General features: G+C 40.8%; 10 protein-coding genes and 1 pseudogene. 6 read left to right on the top strand and 5 right to left on the bottom strand.

Annotated elements, in window-relative coordinates; genetic code table 11:
* Window positions 1–110 precede the first annotated feature (110 nt).
* Together GOP56_RS15360 and GOP56_RS15355 are read left to right on the top strand one after the other, a co-directional pair.
* Entirely contained in the window at window positions 111–2957 is a 2847-nt protein-coding gene (locus GOP56_RS15360) for a sensor histidine kinase (RefSeq protein WP_163245990.1), read from the top strand.
* 28 nt (window positions 2958–2985) lie between these two features.
* Window positions 2986–3834, top strand: a complete 849-nt coding sequence (locus GOP56_RS15355; protein ID WP_051876132.1) for a CheR family methyltransferase — start codon at window positions 2986–2988, stop codon at window positions 3832–3834.
* An 82-nt stretch (window positions 3835–3916) separates the two neighbouring features.
* Here the strand turns inward: GOP56_RS15355 and GOP56_RS15350 are convergent, their stop codons facing one another.
* Together GOP56_RS15350 and GOP56_RS15345 are read right to left on the bottom strand one after the other, a co-directional pair.
* Window positions 3917–5608, bottom strand: coding sequence for a YcdB/YcdC domain-containing protein (locus GOP56_RS15350; protein WP_163245989.1), 1692 nt, complete (start codon window positions 5606–5608; stop codon window positions 3917–3919).
* 116 nt (window positions 5609–5724) lie between these two features.
* Window positions 5725–6864 carry a PP2C family protein-serine/threonine phosphatase gene (locus tag GOP56_RS15345; RefSeq protein WP_163245988.1) on the bottom strand — a complete coding sequence of 380 codons (1140 nt, stop codon included), beginning with the start codon at window positions 6862–6864 and terminating at the stop codon, window positions 5725–5727.
* Window positions 6865–7080: 216 nt separating this feature from the next.
* Here GOP56_RS15345 and recQ point away from each other — a divergent pair, with 216 nt between their 5' ends.
* On the top strand, window positions 7081–8859 hold the full coding sequence (gene recQ, locus GOP56_RS15340; protein WP_163245987.1) for a DNA helicase RecQ: 1779 nt from the start codon (window positions 7081–7083) through the stop codon (window positions 8857–8859).
* 212 nt (window positions 8860–9071) lie between these two features.
* On the top strand, window positions 9072–11411 hold the full coding sequence (locus tag GOP56_RS15335) for a 5'-nucleotidase C-terminal domain-containing protein (protein WP_163245986.1): 2340 nt from the start codon (window positions 9072–9074) through the stop codon (window positions 11409–11411).
* A gap of 91 nt (window positions 11412–11502) precedes the next feature.
* On the opposite strand, the pseudogene GOP56_RS15330 reads toward GOP56_RS15335, so the two are convergent.
* From GOP56_RS15330 to GOP56_RS15320, 3 genes and pseudogenes are all read right to left on the bottom strand, one after another.
* Window positions 11503–12927 (bottom strand): annotated as a pseudogene (locus GOP56_RS15330) (IS1182 family transposase).
* Window positions 12928–13167: 240 nt separating this feature from the next.
* A complete protein-coding gene (locus GOP56_RS15325; RefSeq protein ID WP_163245985.1) occupies window positions 13168–14145 on the bottom strand; it encodes a DUF4179 domain-containing protein in 978 nt (325 codons plus the stop codon).
* Window positions 14126–14659 (bottom strand): sigma-70 family RNA polymerase sigma factor, encoded by a 534-nt coding sequence (locus GOP56_RS15320; protein ID WP_163245984.1) that lies wholly within the window; start codon window positions 14657–14659, stop codon window positions 14126–14128. The genes GOP56_RS15325 and GOP56_RS15320 overlap by 20 nt, the downstream gene beginning before the upstream one ends.
* A 569-nt stretch (window positions 14660–15228) precedes the next feature.
* Here GOP56_RS15320 and GOP56_RS15315 point away from each other — a divergent pair.
* Window positions 15229–16704: an FAD-binding oxidoreductase gene (locus tag GOP56_RS15315; protein ID WP_163245983.1), complete on the top strand. Its 1476-nt coding sequence runs from the start codon at window positions 15229–15231 to the stop codon at window positions 16702–16704.
* A 233-nt stretch (window positions 16705–16937) separates the two neighbouring features.
* Window positions 16938–18494 (top strand): ABC-F family ATP-binding cassette domain-containing protein, encoded by a 1557-nt coding sequence (locus tag GOP56_RS15310; protein WP_003334119.1) that lies wholly within the window; start codon window positions 16938–16940, stop codon window positions 18492–18494.
* Window positions 18495–18621: the final 127 nt, after the last annotated feature.

Genomic DNA, 18621 nt, shown 5'->3' with positions numbered 1-18621 from the left:
TTTGAAAGTAAACAGGGAGGAAAAATTCTGATTCAAGATAGTTTTATTAGGGTAAATAGAAAAGAACTCTGTATTTTCTGTTTTATATTTTGTCTAAGGATGGGAGAGATATGACTTTTCGCCGAAAACAATTGCTTGGCTACAGCTTGATTTTATTCTTATTACTGATTTTAGCTTCCTTGGTTATCTTTACGATGAATAGTATTAATAATAACGTGGAAGAAATTGCGAACGAACGTTCTGTGAAAATCAAGCTAGTGAGTGATTTGCAGAACAAATTTTTTCATATAGACCAAGAGCTTAGCTATATCATTACAGAGAATAATATTTTGCTCATCAATCAAAAAATCGAACAAATGAATCAGAAAATACTAGATACTAACTCCTTAATGACAGTGATCGGCATTAAAATGAATTCGGAGTCTGGACAGCAATTATTAGCGCAAATTAAAGTTCACTATACAGATTATCTCACCTATCAAAAGCAGATTGTAGCGTATGTTAAGGCAGGAAATAAGGAAATGGCTAGAGGCATGTATGTGGGTGGAAAAGAAGAGACTCGCAAAAATGTTATGGAGTTAACGGAAGAATTTAAAAATCGCCAGCAGGAACTAATGGATCAAGCTGCTGACGAATCTGTGAGAACTTACCATAGCATGTTGCTCATCATCATTTTGAGTGTCGTACTTTGTTTGGCATTAGGAATCGGAATTGCAAGCTGGGCTATACGCAGTACCTCGCGTAGTCTTAGTCATATCTCCAGTACAATCTCCGGAATTGATTTTAAACAAGCTGAAAATGTACCGCGATTATCTGTTTTAACGAGAGATGAAATAGGGAACATTTGTGAATCTTTCAACGAGATGGCGGCCTCCCTAGAGGAACATACGACTAAGGTAAAGGAATTTAATAAAAAGATAACAGAGCAAAGCTGGGTAAAGACCCAACAAGCCTATATGGCTAATTTAACGCAGGGGATGCAGGATTTTGAATCTCTAGGGCGAGAATTTATTTCAAAAATCGCTTGGATAATAGAAGCCTCCTACGGTGCTTTTTATCTAGCATTTGGAAAAGGGGACGCCAAGGAATTTAAAAAGATTGCTTCATTTGCATCAAATGGGGAAGATGTGGGAGCTGCCAGCTTTCGTTTCGGTGAAGGCGTAGTGGGGCAATGCGCGCAAGAAAAGAGAATGCTTGCCTTAAAAGAAATGCCTGAGCAGTACATTACCATTAAGTCTGCTTTAGGGGAAGCTTATCCGAAACAAATTTTGATTGTTCCAGTTACCTTTGAGAACGAAACGGTTGCTGTGATCGAGATGGCTACCTTAGGTTCGTTTTCCGAATTACATATGCAGCTAATGGAAAATGTCACAAGTCACTTGGGGACTACTGTTAATCGAATTTTCGATCGCTTAGAGGTAGATCGCCTTCTACGAGAATCGCAAGCAATGACAGAGGAATTGCAGGCTCAATCAGAAGAGCTACAGACACAATCTGAGGAATTGCAGATGCAGACAGAGGAGCTTACTAGCATTAATGAAAGGCTAGAGGAGCAGAAGCAATATGCAGAAGAGAAGGCCCGAGAGCTGGAGCAAACAAAGATAGAGCTAGAGGAACAGACAACTGCACTATTGAAAAGCTCTCAATACAAATCTGAATTTCTAGCTAATATGTCACATGAACTACGTACTCCACTAAATAGTATTTTAATCCTCTCAGAAATGCTCTCGGAGAATCTTAATGAGACGCTTACCGCGGAAGAGCAAGAATATGCACGTGTTATCAATTCCTCTGGTTCAGATTTACTTAACCTGATTAATGATATTTTAGATCTTTCCAAAGTGGAGGCAGGCAAGCTGGAGGTTGTCTTTGAAGAGGTAAATATCAGTGAATTGCCGATATTTATGGAAAGTCACTTTTCACACATTGCGGCTCAGAAGAATCTTCCGTTCCATATTGAAGTACATGCTGATGCGCCCGATATTATGTACACCGATGAACAACGACTGCATCAAATCTTACGGAATTTACTTTCCAACGCCTTCAAATTTACGAAAAAGGGCTCCGTGACTCTACAAATTAGAAGGGCAGACCCTTTGCAGGTCAATAAGATAATGCCAGAGGAGAAGTATACGGATTACTATTTGGAGATTTCCGTCACGGATACTGGTATTGGCATAGCCGAGGACAAGAGAGAACACATCTTTGAAGCCTTCCATCAAGCAGATGGTGCAACGAGCAGAAAGTATGGGGGGACAGGTCTAGGGTTATCCATCTGCCGAGAATTTGCACGTCTATTAGGTGGTTGCATTACCTTAGAAAGTGAAGAGGGTTGCGGTAGTACCTTTACGCTATATATTCCAAATATGCAGGAAGGGATGACACAGGAGCTGTTTTCCGTTCACACAGAAACGGCAGTAGCTCATATGGAAGGGGTTCACGCAGAGAACTCACAGCCTCCTGTTTTTGAAACAGAGGACTTACAGACTTCCTTGGAGCAGGGGCAAGTAATGGTAGAGCAAGATCAAGATCAAATAATTTCTTCACAAGCACAAAAGTATACGCAGCAGGTACCAAGCTTGTTTAAGGGTAAGCGTGTCTTGGTTGTGGACGATGACAATCGAAATGTTTTTGCGCTCACTACCACTCTTGAACGAGAAGGATTTAAGGTGATCGCCGCCAGTAACGGGAGAGAGTGTCTTGAAATACTAGATAATGTTCAGTACATGGATATCATACTCATGGATATTATGATGCCAGAGATGGATGGATATGAAGCAATACAGGCTATTCGCCAAAAAGCTGATATGAAAAATGTACCAATCATTGCCTTGACCGCAAAAGCTATGAAATATGACCGAGAAAAATGCCTGAGGGCTGGAGCATCCGATTACATCAGTAAGCCATTAAAGACGAGTCAACTGCTTTCAGTTATGCGTGTCTGGTTGGTGAAGTAGGTGTAATAAATAGATGGAGGACAGATCGATGACTTCTTTGACTGAGGCAAATGAATACCAGATTGATGAACGAGAAAGCATTGAAATCGATCTTCTTTTAGAAGGAATTTATCGGATGTATGGCTTTGATTATCGTGATTATGTTAGATCTTCAATAAGAAGGCGCATATGGAATCGCATGATACAAGACAGGATTCCTACAGTTACTGCTCTTTTAGAGAAGGTACTTCATGATGCTAAATTTGTGGATAAATTGCTACATGATTTCTCCATTAATGTAACGGAAATGTTTCGTGATCCTAGTTTTTTCTACGTTTTTCGTAAGAAGGTAATACCTTTTCTTCATCAGCTTCCTGAAATTAGAATTTGGCACGCAGGCTGTTCAACAGGAGAAGAAGCATATTCCATGGCTATTCTAATTGAAGAAGAAAATCTGAGCCATAAGACTAAAATCTATGCGACAGATATGAACGAGGAAGTGTTGAAACGGGCCGAAAAGGGGACCTTTTCCTTAAAGAAGATGCAGAATTTTACAAGGAATTATATACAAGCCGGTGGCAAAAAAGCCTTCAGTGAATATTATTCGACTGACTCTGAATTTGCAATCTTAAACCAATCCATCTTAAAAAACGTAACCTTTGCCCAACACAATTTAGTAACAGATGGTTCTTTTAACGAGTTCCATGTAGTGATTTGTCGGAATGTCCTGATTTACTTTAATACAGACCTACAGAGTCGTGTCTTCCAATTGTTTGATGAGAGCTTATCTACCAATGGTTTCTTCGGCTTAGGGAGTAAGGAATCGCTCTCTTATGTAAAGGATATGGGCCATTATCAGGAGATTGAAGGAGTGCGGATATATCAAAAGTGCAGGTAGAAACATAAAGGAAAGCGAACCTTCTGGATTACGGGAAGGTTCGCTTTTTATTGAAGGAATCAGGAGGTATGATCCGATGGAATTATTGTAGAGGCTCACCTGTCAGCGCATCAATGAAGTAGGAATCTGACGGCTGACTTAGGATATAAACTAACAAAGGAGCAGGTGCCATTTGATCCTCGTATTGTGGCCATAGGTAGCTCAGCTTCACTGGATGAGATGCGACAAAGGCTTTTTTCGCTTGTTCAGCAGTAATGATTTTTTTGCTGTCAGGCAGGGCTGCTTCTGTTTGGAGGTCAAAATGGAAACCAATTATTTTTCCTGTAAGAGCATCTACCTGAACCGAGTATGCTTTGTCAGCTACAGGGATGTTATGGTGTAGCTGGCTGAAGGTAAGATAATATTGGGGATGTTTCTCATTCTTCTTCAGCTTACTCTTGTCCACCCATTCAGGAATTTGCTTTGTATCCTGATCGTTTGAGAAAAGGGAATCAAGAGAAAGCTCTTTTACCTTCGAATCAGCATACTTCTCTATAAATGGCAGGGCTGCTTTCTCGGCATCCGCAGGTGATAGGGTCCCTTTTTTCCCTAGATGAGAGCTATCATGTGAGTTCATTCTGATAACTTCTCCTGTTGCCTTATTTGCGCTCAGGTTTATATAGATATTCTTATTATCATCGGTATGAGAACCCCAGGAATATTCTACGTAGGTATTACCTGTATAAGAGTCTTTTTCCTCACGCTCGTCGTATTTTAGCTTGCTCAGATCAAGGCCAAATGCAGGCGACGACAAAAGCTTTTCTGCCTCAGCCTTAGATGTTACCTTCAAGGCTTCCCCTTTAGCGGAGATGGATACTTTTTTAGGGGTCAAGAGTTTAGTTGAATCCCATGTATCCACAGGCTTACCTGTCTTGGCATCGAGTATTTTGACTTGGGCGGGAGCGTATGCAATCACAGGTTTTGAGTTGGTTTTGGCTTGGTTATTAGAATAGTTGCTGATATAGAATACATTCATTTCCGTCAGCTTTTGAAGTGCTTCTTCTGCCTTTTCTTTACTCAACGCTTCTTTTGGATCGGGGAATTTTTTATCGTCATAGACCATATCTGAATCCCCTAAGTAATAAGCGGTAATGTTACCCGATTTGTCCACAGATACATGGACGCCGCTTGAAAGCAGAGGAATTCCGTTGTACAAGCGTTCAAATGCTACACTTCTATACTTCCAATCCATTCTTTTTCCGTCTTCCGTTGTCATCCCACTTTGTGAGACGCCGCTGTGCTCACTTACCTTTAATTTATCCAGCTCATCACCTAATACGGTTTTGAGAAATGCAGTGGCTTTTTCCTTAGCTAGCTTTTCAGATGGCGGAGTATCTGATGTCCATTCAGAATGATTAATAGAAAGCTCTAGCAATCGACCAGATTTTTGATCAAAGGAAAGGAAGGCTTCTGGTTCTATTTTATCTTTAGAGGCTTTATCAGCGCCTTTATCGGAACGCTTAAGGAGATAGACCTGATACTTTCCGGTCTGTGTCTTATTATCACTATCAGGTCTATGAGATACCACAGTAAATGCTTTTAGCTCGGGGATTGCTGTAAGTACCTTGTCAAGCGATTGTTTGATAGCTGTAGGCAAGTTAGCCTGTTCTTGTTTGGCAATAGTGGCTGGTGTCGTGCTTGCCGATGTGTCCGCTGCCCATACGGGTGTAACGGATAGCATGCTAACGGCAATAAAAGTAGCTAGCGCTGTATGAAGCTTCTTTGCTTTTCTCATAATGACCTCCTCGTAGTGAATCTTTGTAAAATGTTCCCAATATATAATGACGACAATAAACAAGAAAAGTCACGCTTATCAGAAAAAATATTTTTTAAAAATGCTTACAGGGAGGTTTATTCGTTAGCACGAATCATTAGCAGGCACATATCATCATGCTGATGCTCCCTAGCTTCAGGAGGTAAAATATTTTCTACCAGTTGTTCAGGAGTTAGGGGGTGATTGAAAAGCGCTGTCTTCATGATTTCTGTCCCATCATCTACGGTATTTTCCAGCATTTCTAATAGACCGTCCGTGTATAACACCATTTGCATGCTCTTCTCGTACGCAATAACCGTTTTTTGTACCTCAATTTCTGAGAAGAAACCGACGGCACAACTTCCTTTATCCAAATAATGAACCGATATATCGTCTACGATCATGATCCCCTTTGGATGTCCAGCATTGACGTATTCTACAATCCTTTTTTCGGTATCAATGACTAGGTAAATGGCGGTGAAATAGTATTGAAGGAAGCGCTCTGTACTGTTTAACTGATACATGTATCTGTTTAACTCCTGAATGACTTGTTCTGGGTCAGTAATCTTCGTAATGGTATCACGCAGAACAGATGAAATATACATACAAACCAGAGAAGCCGCAATTCCATGGCCCATCATATCTAATAGGATCACGCCATAGCGCTTTTCATCAATAGGTATCCAGGAATACATATCTCCAGCTAGTTCAAAGGTAGGCAGATAGGCAGCGCTAATCTGAATCCGTTCATTATAGATTGGATGGCTTAACACGCTTCGTTGTACTTGTTTAGCAAGCTGAAGCTCACTTTGGATGACCTTATCACGTTCTCGATGCCAGTCGCTTTCGTGCTTTAAACGCAAAGCAACACGAATACGCGCCATTAATTCAATTTTATTAATCGGCTTCATTACATAATCATTTGCACCTACATGAAGAGCCTCTGCCATTTTAAACGAGTCGCCCATAGCTGTAACAAAAATAATCGGGATATGCTTTAATTCGTCATTTTGCTGAATGCGGCGACAGGCTTCAATGCCGTCTATTTCCGGCATCATGAGATCAAGCAATATGAGATCCACACTGCGATGGATTTTATGTGGCGCATCTATTTGCAGATAGTCAAAAAGCTCGTTGGCTGAATGCAGGAGCTTAATATCTGTATATCCTTCACTGTTTAATATCTTTTCAATTATGGTGAGATTAATCGGATTGTCATCCACGACGAGAATGCTCATTACCTAATTCTCCTTTTCGTAAAGACAGGATATGTACTTGGTTAATCGTATCATTGCTAGATAGTGAGTGAGCGGCTACACGTCACTTACCTCTTTACCCGTAAACTATATGTTTGAAACAGACTCATGATAAGATTTTGTCTATCTTGTTTTGATACAATAGAAAAAAACATGGTGGCAAATGAACGGGAGCTGCCAAAAAAAGTGGTGATGATAATGCTACATTTACATCAGGCAGAGGAGCTTTTGCAAAGATATTACGGCTATCCGGCCTTTCGACAAGGACAGCAGCAGATTATTGAAAGTATTTTGAGCGGACACGACACGCTAGGAATCATGCCTACAGGCGGGGGGAAATCCATCTGTTATCAAATTCCCGCCTTACTGTTCGATGGAATTACACTCGTAATCTCTCCCTTAATCTCTTTAATGAAGGATCAGGTAGATGCCTTAGTTAGTATGGGTGTACCTGCTACCCAGATTAATAGCTCTCTTTCCTATCATGAGGTGCAGGAAAGAATGAGTGATGCTAGAGGGGGCAGGTACAAATTGGTTTATATTGCTCCAGAGCGACTTGAATCCGAACAGTTTCGGGAAATGATTCAGGAGATGCCGATTTCGTTATTAGCCGTGGATGAAGCGCACTGTGTCTCGCAGTGGGGGCATGATTTTCGACCCAGTTATCTAGCGGTTGCGAGCCTTGTACAGTCATTACGTACGCGGCCTATCGTGGTGGCTCTGACCGCAACGGCTACCCCTGAGGTAAAAGAGGACATTTGCCGACTCCTTGCACTGCAAGAAGGTCAAGTATTCGTTACCGGGTTTGGCCGGGACAATTTAATGCTAGCTGTACGGAGAGGCGAAGATAGACGCTCATTTGTTTCTGACTACGTGACAGCAAATCATGAACAGGCTGGTATCATATATGCTTCTACTCGCAAAGAAGTAGAAAATCTCTATGAATTTTTACGCCAAAAGGGGCATCGTGTAGGTAAGTATCACGCAGGCCTATCCGAGGATGAGCGTATCAGCAATCAGGATGCTTTTCTATTTGATGACGTAAATGTCATGATTGCAACGAATGCATTTGGAATGGGGATTGATAAGTCCAATGTCAGATACGTCATTCATTACAATATGCCAAAAAATCTGGAGGCCTATTATCAGGAGGCTGGTCGTGCAGGACGTGATGGAGAACGTAGTGAATGCATCCTGCTGTTTCAGGCACAGGATATCCAAACGCAGAAATATTTTATTGAACAAAATGAACAAACGGATGAAAGAAAAGAGCAGGATTACAAAAAATTATATGCAATGAGTGACTATTGCCGAACCTCACGTTGCTTGCAGCAATACATCTTGGAGTATTTTGGTGATCCCCATGCCAAAGAGTGTGGTACCTGCGGAAATTGTACAGATGACGCAGAGTTAATAGATAGTACGGTGGAGGCTCAGAAGATTTTTTCATGTGTGAAACGAATGAAGGAACGTTTTGGAGCGGTTATGGTCGCACAGGTACTGAGGGGCTCTTCTAATAAAAAGGTACTTCAATTCGGTTTTTCGGCACTGCCTACATACGGCATTATGAAAGACTACACGGAAAAAGAGATTGTAGAGATGATTCAGTGGCTGATTGCGGAAGGTTATATGAGCTTAACAGAAAGCCAATATCCGGTGGTTATGCTTGGGGAAAGAGCGGTGCGAGTATTAAAAGGAGAAGAGCAGGTCTGGCATAAGCAACGAGCGAAGCCGATCAAGCGACAGGAGGATAGTCAATTGTTTGATATCTTACGTCAGTTGCGTAAAACGATCGCCGAGCGAGAGGGATTGCCGCCTTATGTTATTTTTCATGATAGTACCTTGCGGGAAATGAGTGAAATCGTTCCCACTGATAAAGCTACCATGCTCACGATCAAGGGTGTGGGGGAAGCTAAGTGGGAAAAATATGGCGAAGAATTTATCGCATGCGTAACCGAGTATAGTCAGAAGGCATAGCTGGAAAATGGAGTAAATGATGTAGAAAGAAAGCGTGGGGAAAGCCTTGAATTTGGCTCTCCCTACGTTTTTTGGAAGCATAAGGCTTGTTTTATTTGTTGGAAATAAAAACCTTCAATTTTTCCTGCTTATTTTTAGTTGTAACATTATTAATATTTCGGTAGTCTACTACTAGGACTTTTTTTCACAATTTGATAAAAGGGAGATACTACATGCACTTACTTCAAAAAGCCTGCAAAGGTTTCCTAACAGCTATGCTTGGTTTTTCCTTTCTTGCAACCGGAGTAGCAACTCCTGCTCCTGTAGAAGCTGCAGAGAGCAAGAGTAACGATGTGAACGTCACGCTACTGGGCACATCTGATATTCACGGACGCTTCATGCCGTGGGATTATGGCTTAGATGGTCCTAATCTGACTGGAAGCATGACACAATTATTTACAATTATTAAACAAGTAAGAAAAGAAAACCCAAACACGATCTTATTGGATGCAGGTGATCTTATTCAGGATAACTCAGCGGAGCTATTTAATGATCAGCCGCAATCTCCAATGATGGTAGCTTTAAACGAAATGGGCTATGATGCTTGGGCCTACGGAAATCATGAATTCAATTTTGGGTTAGATGTATTAGATAAAATCGGAAGCCAATTCACAGGCACGATGCTCGCAGGTAACATTTACAAAGAGAATGGCGAGCGCTTTATGCCTGCTTATAAAATCATCGAAAAAGATGGCGTTAAAATAGGAATTATCGGAATGAATACGCCAATGATTTCAGAATTTGAAAAAGGCACTGACCATCTAAACGGGTTGATCGTTAAGAACCCTGTTGAAGAAACAAAGAAAGCAGTTAGCGAGTTAAAAGGGAAAGTAGATGTCATGATTGGTCTTATGCACATGGGGATTGAGAATGAGAATGGCATCCCAGGTACGGGTGTAGAGGACATTGCGAACGCTAACCCGGAATTAACCGCCATCTTTGCAGGTCATATGCACAAATTGGTTAAAAAAGAAGTCATTAATGGCGTTTTAATCACAGAACCTGATAAATATGGAACACATATCTCCCGCATTGATCTTTCCTTTACCAAACAGGGAGATAAAGTGCTTTTAAAAGAGAAAGAAGCAACTGCCATTCCGGTGAAGGCGGCGGATGGTACTTTTATAAAATCTGACGCTGGTTTGGAAAAAACCTTGCAGCCGTTCCATGAATTCGCTCGTGCCGATGCTAACATCGTCGTTGCAGAATTAAAGGATGGCAATCTAGTACCGCGCGATGAAATTAAAGGCATTCCACAGGTGCAAGTACAAGCCACACCAATGGCTAACTTCTTTAATGAAGTAATGCTATATTACAGCAAAGCGGACGTGGTTGCTCACCAGATCGATAATGACGATGTGAAGTTAGATGCAGGCCCGATCAAGAAAAAAGATATTGCCTATAGCTATCGCTATGCGGGCGGAGAGGTTACCGTTTATAACATTACAGGTAAAGACTTGAAGGATTATATGGAATGGGCAGCAGGCTACTTTAACACAACTCGCCCAGGTGATGTAACTCCTAGTTTTGATAAAAAACGCCGTGCCTCGAAATATAGCACGAATGATTTTTTTGGTAACGTGAAGTATGAAATTGATTTATCAAAACCTGCCGGTGAACGTATTACTAATTTACGCCGAATGGATGAGACTGCAATCAAACCAGAGGATACAATTAAAATCGGTATGAACTCCTACCGTATGGAAGCTCTGCAAGCAAAAGGTGGGGCATTAGAAGGACGCAAATTCGACGTTCTATGGTCTTCTAAGCAAAATGATGCGTATGGAGAGACAGGCGGGACGATCCGTAACCTGTCTATGAAATATCTGCAAGAAGTGAAAAATGGTGTTTACACGCCAAACAATGAGCAATACTGGAAGGTTACCGGCTTCGATGCGAAAGCTCCAGCGCGTGCAGATGTGGTAGAGCTTCTAAATGACGGCATTATGGAAGTCGCAAAAGATGGTAAGTACACAAACATAGCTTCTATTAATGTAAACGATGCTGTTACACCAGCCGAAATCGCAGAGCTTGCGAAAAAAGCGAATGTAAAAGCAGATCAATTTACTGGTGTAAAAACCAAAGGTGAGTTCTATCAAACGCTAAACCAAGCTCGCAAGGCGTCTGAATCTGCAACGGATCAGTCCACAAAAGAAGCTGAAAAACCAGCTCCTGCGGCTAAAGCGGAAGAACCAGCAGTAACAACACCAGCGGAAAAAACAGTGGTTACTCCTGTTCAGCCAGCAAAACAGCCAACAAAACAACCAACAGTAGAGGCTCCTGTCAAAAAGCTTGAGCCAGCACAAGTGGTTGCATCTGACAAGAAGCAGGCTAGAGTTACAGCATACTTTTTGAACCTACGCACCAAGCCAGTAGCGGGTTCTAAAATTATGGGAGCTGTACCGAAAAATACCGTTTTAGAGATTGTAGGTTCGCAAAAAGGCTGGTTACAAATCTCTTATCAGGGTAAGACCGTGTACGTTGATAGTGCCTTTGTAAAGGTACTACCGTAACCAGCTAAATGAAATCAATACCGTAAAATATGATGTACTAGGAAAGCAGTCCGATTATAAATCGGGCTGTCAGACTGTGGACAAACTCTTCTTATGCTACTGATATAAGAAGAGTTTGTTTTATTTTTTGTTGGTAAAAAGTCAGTAATTGAAGAAGCTTACGCTCCCCCTTTTCTGGATTCCAGAGCCAAGTAGCGAGCTTTTTTAAATTCATAGAAGCAAAAACAAGCATCACCTGCATGGTCACTTTTTTAATCCCCCGTAAAGTGGTCCATCTCAAGCCATGCTTTTCCTTTAAATCTGCAAATACTCGTTCAATCGTTTCTTTTCTTCTTGAATAAATTTCTTTATTTTTTGGCGTATGTCTTAGATGATCAGCTTCTTCTATGTATTCCGTCCATATATGACGACTGATTTTTTTCACTGAATCCTTGCTATTTGTACATTGGTTCCGAAAGGAACAATCTTTGCAGATTGATGGATTCGATCTGTACATTCGATACCCCTCACGGGTTGTTGTCTCATAAGATAATATTTCATTTGCAGGACAAACATAGCAATCATAATATTCATCATAAGCATATTCGTATCTCTTAAAGAATCCATCCTTTGTACGTGGTCGCGTATATGGCATTACAGGACGTATACCAGACGTAATGAGGGTTTTAGCAATATAAGGAGTTTTATAGCCTGCATCTACTGCTACTGCATACGGTTTTCCTACTTGATGAATAGCTTGACTTAAAACATCCTGGAACATTTGGCTGTCGTGAACATTAGCAGCTGTTACTTTTGCACTTAAGATGAATCCGTTCTTATCGCTTGCGGCATGGAAAGAGTATGCAAATAATCTTTCTTTTTCATCCTTAATAAACCAACCACTATCAGGATCAGTAGTGCTCAACTTCACTTCCTTCTTTATAGACTCAGACTTTTTTGGCAAGGGCTTCTTTCCGTGTTCAATCCTATCCTGATTTAATTCTTCTGTTAAGTAAGATAAATATTTTTTAGGCTCTTGTTCAACTATGGTCTTTCTGTATTTCTTCTTATTTGCATTAGCCTTTACGTGAGTAGAATCAATAAACATAACAGAAGGATTAACAAATCGATGTTTAAGAGCTTCTCCAAGAATATGTGAGAAAATAGTTTCAAAGAAATCTGTATCTTAAAAACGACGAGCATAATTTTTACCGAAGGTAGAGAAATGAGGGATTGGTTGAGAGAAGTCATAACCGATAAACCACCGATAAGCAACATTAGTCTCCAGTTCTTTGATTGTCTGACGCATAGATTTTATTCCAAATAAATATTGAATAAATACGATCTTTATTAGTACAACAGGATCGACACTCGGTCTCCCATTATCTTGCGAGTATTTGTCTTTTACAAGGTCGTATATAAAAGTAAAATCAATTGCCTTTTCAATTTTACGAACTAAATGATCAGAAGGGACAAGTTCATCTAACGAAACAACGGACAGTTGGTAACGGGCTTCTGAATCTTGTCTTTTTAACAAGAAACTCACTCCTTTCCACTATATTCATACATTCAACAAAAAAGCGTGCAGACCTCCATACCTTTCGGTACTTTGTCTACACGCTGAAGCATTCCCTTATAAAAAGGGAATGCTTTAGACTGTGGACAAACTCCTCTTAAGCTACTGTTTTAAGTGGAATTTGTTTTATTTTTTGTTCACTGATGATACTTCGGTATTATGAATAGCCTTTTTTATCTTCGTCTCGTACAGAATAGGTAGCTATTTTCCTCTTTTTTCAACAAATACTTTGAAATCCATCCCGTACTTCCCGTACTTTTTATTAAATATAGGTGAGTACTTTTCAGTTATTTGCGCGGCTTTCTGGTTTGCTTCTTCCATGTTTTCTAACTGCCCAATTTCAATATAAAACCTATTCTCACCGTCTTTAAGAAATCGAACACCTTTCTCTTCAAGCTCTCTTTCCAATCTATCTCCGATAATCGCTAAATGCTCGTCGAGCGGATAAGCAGCACTTCGTATTGAGTATACAGTTTTTTCCTGATACTGATTATCTTTTGAAAGGTTTAATACGATTCGGGCAGGGTCCGAATATTCCTTTACTTCGTATTTAACTGGTGATTTGAATACAATTACGAAACGATCAGAAGAGTCGTCCAGTGTAATCAACCGGTAGGCATCTGCTACCAATTCGCTGTTTTTCAGTTTCTCAAATGTTTTCTCATCAACCCATCTCACGCCATTCACGGTAAAAGTCATCGTGTACGGGTTTTCCTGATAGATTACATTGAAATCGGGAGCGACTTGTTGTGTCTCTTCTCCCAGTTCCTCGTTACCCTGAGTAAAGTTGATCACAATTTGTTCGGAATCATCTTTTTCCTGGGTCAACGTAATCGGCTTGATACTAACCCCGTCTGTTCTTTCTCCACCGTCGGCATACCCGTTATTAAACTGCAATACCTTCACAAGGCTTCCTAGAAAGGGTACATCTGACGCAGCAGCAACGAAACTCGGTGAGGTGTTGACGGCAACGCCAAACATTATAAACAAGGCAGCGACTCCGCTTAGTCCTTTCATCAACATTCTGCTTGTTTTCTTTTTCATTTGTCTTACTCCTCTATCACGTGATGATAATTCAGCATTACCCTTTGCTTTTGCAGATTGAATTACAGCATCCAGCTCGTTTGGTATCTCGATGCTTTCATAGCTCTTTTTCAAATCATTTAATTGATTTTTCAAGATTTTCAACCTCCTGTAAATCAATTTTTAATTTTTGGAGTCCCCGATAGAGACGCGTCTTAACAGTACTTACGGGTATGTCCAATATTTCTGCTACAGACTCAAGTGTCATATCTTCGAAAAATCTTAGAATAATTACCGTTTTATATTTTAGATCTAGCTTCTCTAGAGCTTGCCTCACATCGAAAATCTCATCGCGATTTTTATCCGAATGGTGCATAACATTTTCCAGAATACTTATATCCATAGCTACAATTCTTTGCGTCTTTCGTAAAGAATCATGAGCGCAATTAATCGCGATACGATACAACCACGATTTGAGAAATTCAGGTTTTCTCACGCTATCGATTGAAGCAATAGCCTTATAAATCGTATCCTGTACGATATCCAACGCTTCGTCACGATTCTTGACGAAACTATAAGCAATTCGGTACAAAGGCCCCTTGTTTACCTCTATAAGTCTATAAAGATGATCGATTTTCTCAGTGGAATGATTTGGGGTATGTGTGTGCATATATTCTCTCCTTTCTAACAAAAGTGACACTCGTCTGATTCCATAATTAGACCAACTAGTGGAACAGAAAGTTTCATTTTTAAAAAAAGTTAAAAGGGATGTTGTTCTAGTCCGTGATGCAGACTCAAAAATGTTAGATATCATTTAATGTCAACGCGGGTGTGATTTACATATGTTGAGTTACGTATTTCGCTGTATGATTCCAGATTCTTTGGAGTTTCATTATCCAGAGATAAAATAAAAATATTTACAATAACACTTAAGTGATAATAACATCATAGCAAGTTTTTTTCTCATTGCATTTCCTCCCCCCATACATCAGGAAACTTTAAAAAGCCCAGTAGGGGGAATAATTATAAAGCCGTTTTTCAGCTATTCACTAAAGACCTCCCCATACCTTTCGGTATTTTGTCTACACGCTGGCAGTCCGATTATAAATCGGGCTGTTTTTTTATTTTGAGGGCCTTTCCAGCTAGGATAGATGCCGTGTCCAGCTATGGAATGAACACATAGAAATAAGGAGGTAAGTCAGAACTACCTGACAGCTAGGGGCTAAGAAGGAGGATGACATGTTAAAACCAAAACAAATAAGAACGGCTAAAGAACGGTTCATAATAAAAGCAAAGAACGAAGCTACTACAAAAGAAACACCAAAAACAAAAGTGAAAACAAAACCAAAGACCACATCAAAAACCAAACTAACAGGACGAATTGTTTTCCCAGGGGATGCTGATTATAATCGGGCACGTGCAGAGTATAATCGTCGATTTAATAAGTTTCCTAGAGTAATTGTGTTTTGTCAGTGTACAAAGGATATCATTAATGCAGTTAAGTGGGCCCGAGAAAGGAAGGTACCCATTCGTATCCGCAGTGGCCGACATAGCTATGAAGGGTTTTCCGCCGTTACCGGTGGAATTATTATCGACGTGAGTGAGATGAACAAGATAATTGTAGATCGCAAGCGTAATCTTGCTTACGTACAGACTGGTGCACCGTTAGCAGAGGTCTATCAAAAATTATGGGAAAAAGGGGTAACCATTCCTGCCGGCACGGCGGCCGATGTGGGCGTGGCCGGACTCACATTAGGTGGGGGAATTGGACTGCTGTCACGCCAATATGGACTTACACTGGACCATTTGCAAGCAGTCAACATGGTGGTAGTTTCCGGGAAAAAAGGGGCAAAGCTATTAAAAGCTACTCCAAGCCAGCATGCTGATCTGCTGTGGGCTTCCAAAGGTGGGGGAGGAGGCAATTTTGGTATTGCTAGTTCCTTTATATTCCGAGTTCGCCCGATTCAATTCGTATCAATCTATAGTATTACGTGGAAGTGGAAGGACTTTATAAAGGTATTTGATAAATGGCAACACTGGGCACCAAGTGTAACCAATGGCTTAACATCTACCATTGAAATGTCTTCTAAGCAGGTAGGTACAATCGTTTCAACGGGACAATTGCTAGGAACAGCAGAGGAGCTTAGAAGATTAATAAAACCTCTCCTAAGCACAGGTTCACCGATAAAAGTTAAAGTGCGACAGGTTCCTTATATCGAGGCAGTTAAGTTCTTTGCCGAATCAGACGAGAATTTATTGCCAAAATTTAAAATAACAGGAGCCTACGCATATAAAAATCTACCTATTAAAGGGATAAAGGTTTTACAGGAGTTTTTGGCAAACACCCCAAATCGCCATTCTACAGTGTGGTGTCAAAGCCTAGGGGGAGCTGTTGGCCGTCTCCTGCCCTCGGATACCGCCTATTTCCATCGAGGGGCCAGATATATATTTGAGCTTTCGGCTAGATGGAGAAATAAATCATTCCAGACAGCTAGCATACGATGGGTCAATCGCTTTCGAGAAGCACTTACTCCTTATGTCATTGGGGATTACGTGAATTTCCCCGATCTTCATATCAAAAATTGGCCACAGGCCTATTATGGGACCAATTTTGCCCGCTTGAAGCAGGTAAAGAAAAAGTACGATCCTCACAATGTATTTTGCTTCGCTCAGAGTATTCCGGTGAAAAGGACAACGAGGAAAAAAGTGAAATAAAGCAAGGAAGCTACGCTTTCCCGGAGATTTGTGCTCCGGGTTTTTTCATTCCAGTAGTTTCCGAGAAAAAGATCAATTTCCCTTGAAACTTTTCCTACATTCTGTCACGATTTTCGATATAATCATAGAGATGTAGATTTGGGTAAATCACCGTTGAGAGACAATTACGCAAGAAATGATTCTTTTTTTATACAGCAAGCAAACAATTAATCATAAAACTAAAGGAGTTAATCATGAGTATTTTAACCGTACAAGGTCTAAGCCATGGTTTTGGCGACCGTGCTATTTTTAATGACGTTTCCTTCCGTTTATTAAAAGGGGAACATATCGGCTTAATCGGTGCTAATGGCGAAGGAAAATCTACCTTCATGAACATTATCACGGGAAAGCTAGAGCCGGATGAGGGGAAAATCGAATGGGCGAAGAACGTACGCGTGGGCTATTTGGATCAGCATGCCGTTCTGCAACGCGGCATGACGATTCGCGACGTGCTGCGTGGAGCGTTTCAATATCTTTTTGACATGGAAGCTGAGATGAATGCAATCTGTGACAAAATGGCCGATGCGACTCCAGAAGAGCTAGAGCAACTGCTTGAAGATATGGGAACCATTCAGGATACGCTAACTAACAATGATTTTTATGTGATTGACGCTAAAATAGATGAGATTGCCCGCGGACTAGGTCTAGAAGACATTGGTTTGGAACGAGATGTACAAGATTTAAGCGGTGGACAACGTACCAAGGTTCTACTTGCCAAACTGCTTTTAGAGAAACCAGACATTCTGCTATTGGACGAGCCGACCAACTATTTGGATGAGCAGCATATTGAATGGTTAAAACGCTACTTAAACGAATATGAGAATGCCTTTATTTTGATTTCGCATGACATTCCATTCTTAAATAGCGTTATTAACCTGATTTATCATATGTCCAACCAAGAGCTAGGCAGGTATGTTGGGGATTATGATAACTTCATGCAAATCTATGAGGCGAAAAAGGCTCAGCTTGAATCTGCTTATAAACGCCAGCAACAGGAAATTTCTGAGCTTAAGGACTTCGTAGCACGTAACAAGGCACGTGTATCCACGCGTAATATGGCGATGTCCCGTCAGAAGAAGCTGGATAAGATGGATGTGATTGAGCTTGCGAAGGAAAAACCAAAGCCAGAGTTTAACTTCAAGGAATCTCGTGCTTCCGGCAAAGTGATTTTGGAAGCAAAGGATTTGGTTATCGGGTATGACGAGCCATTGTCCCGTCCGCTTGAATTGTATATGGAGCGGGGACAAAAAATTGCCTTGGTAGGTGCAAACGGTATTGGTAAAACAACCTTAATGCGCAGTATTTTAGGCCAAATTAAGCCAATCTCCGGTGATGTACGTATGGGTGATTACCTGAATATCGGTTATTTTGAACAGGAGATGAAAGGAAGCAATCCTAATACGTGTATTGAAGAAGCGTGGCAGGAATTCCCTTCATTCACCCAATTTGAAGTGCGTGCAGCGTTAGCAAAATGTGGGCTGACAACCAAGCATATCGAAAGTAAGATTGATGTGTTGAGCGGGGGAGAAAAGGCGAAGGTACGCCTATGTAAGCTAATTAACCGCGAAACCAATTTACTCGTACTAGACGAGCCTACGAATCACTTGGATGTTGAGGCCAAGGATGAATTAAAACGCGCCTTGAAAGCGTACAAGGGCAGTATCCTAATCATATGTCACGAACCAGAGTTCTATCAGGATGTTGTGACTGATGTATGGAATTGTGAATCCTGGACGACTAAAGTATTCTAAGCTTGCGCGAGATCAAACTATCATATAATGGTTCCATAAAAGGGAAGCACTCTAAACCTAGCTTTTGCTGGTTTAGGGTGCTTCTTCTATTAATAAAACGCTTTTTTTCTCAGAACTCCTTTTACTG

This window comes from Brevibacillus sp. 7WMA2, assembly GCF_010748895.1.
Taxonomy (GTDB): Bacteria; Bacillota; Bacilli; order Brevibacillales; family Brevibacillaceae; genus Brevibacillus_B; species Brevibacillus_B halotolerans.
The sequence above is the reverse complement of the archived record's forward strand: the minus strand, read 5'-3'. Positions and strand labels throughout refer to the sequence as shown.

Excerpts from the sequence above, each read along its gene's own strand:
- GOP56_RS15310 (WP_003334119.1), top strand. The coding sequence starts at position 16,938 with ATGAGTATTTTAACCGTACAAGGTCTAAGCCATGGTTTTGGCGACCGT.
- recQ (WP_163245987.1), top strand. The coding sequence starts at position 7,081 with ATGCTACATTTACATCAGGCAGAGGAGCTTTTGCAAAGATATTACGGC.
- GOP56_RS15335 (WP_163245986.1), top strand. The coding sequence starts at position 9,072 with ATGCACTTACTTCAAAAAGCCTGCAAAGGTTTCCTAACAGCTATGCTT.
- GOP56_RS15360 (WP_163245990.1), top strand. The coding sequence starts at position 111 with ATGACTTTTCGCCGAAAACAATTGCTTGGCTACAGCTTGATTTTATTC.
- GOP56_RS15315 (WP_163245983.1), top strand. The coding sequence starts at position 15,229 with ATGTTAAAACCAAAACAAATAAGAACGGCTAAAGAACGGTTCATAATA.
- GOP56_RS15345 (WP_163245988.1), bottom strand. The coding sequence starts at position 6,864 with ATGAGCATTCTCGTCGTGGATGACAATCCGATTAATCTCACCATAATT.
- GOP56_RS15350 (WP_163245989.1), bottom strand. The coding sequence starts at position 5,608 with ATGAGAAAAGCAAAGAAGCTTCATACAGCGCTAGCTACTTTTATTGCC.
- GOP56_RS15355 (WP_051876132.1), top strand. The coding sequence starts at position 2,986 with ATGACTTCTTTGACTGAGGCAAATGAATACCAGATTGATGAACGAGAA.
- GOP56_RS15320 (WP_163245984.1), bottom strand. The coding sequence starts at position 14,659 with ATGCACACACATACCCCAAATCATTCCACTGAGAAAATCGATCATCTT.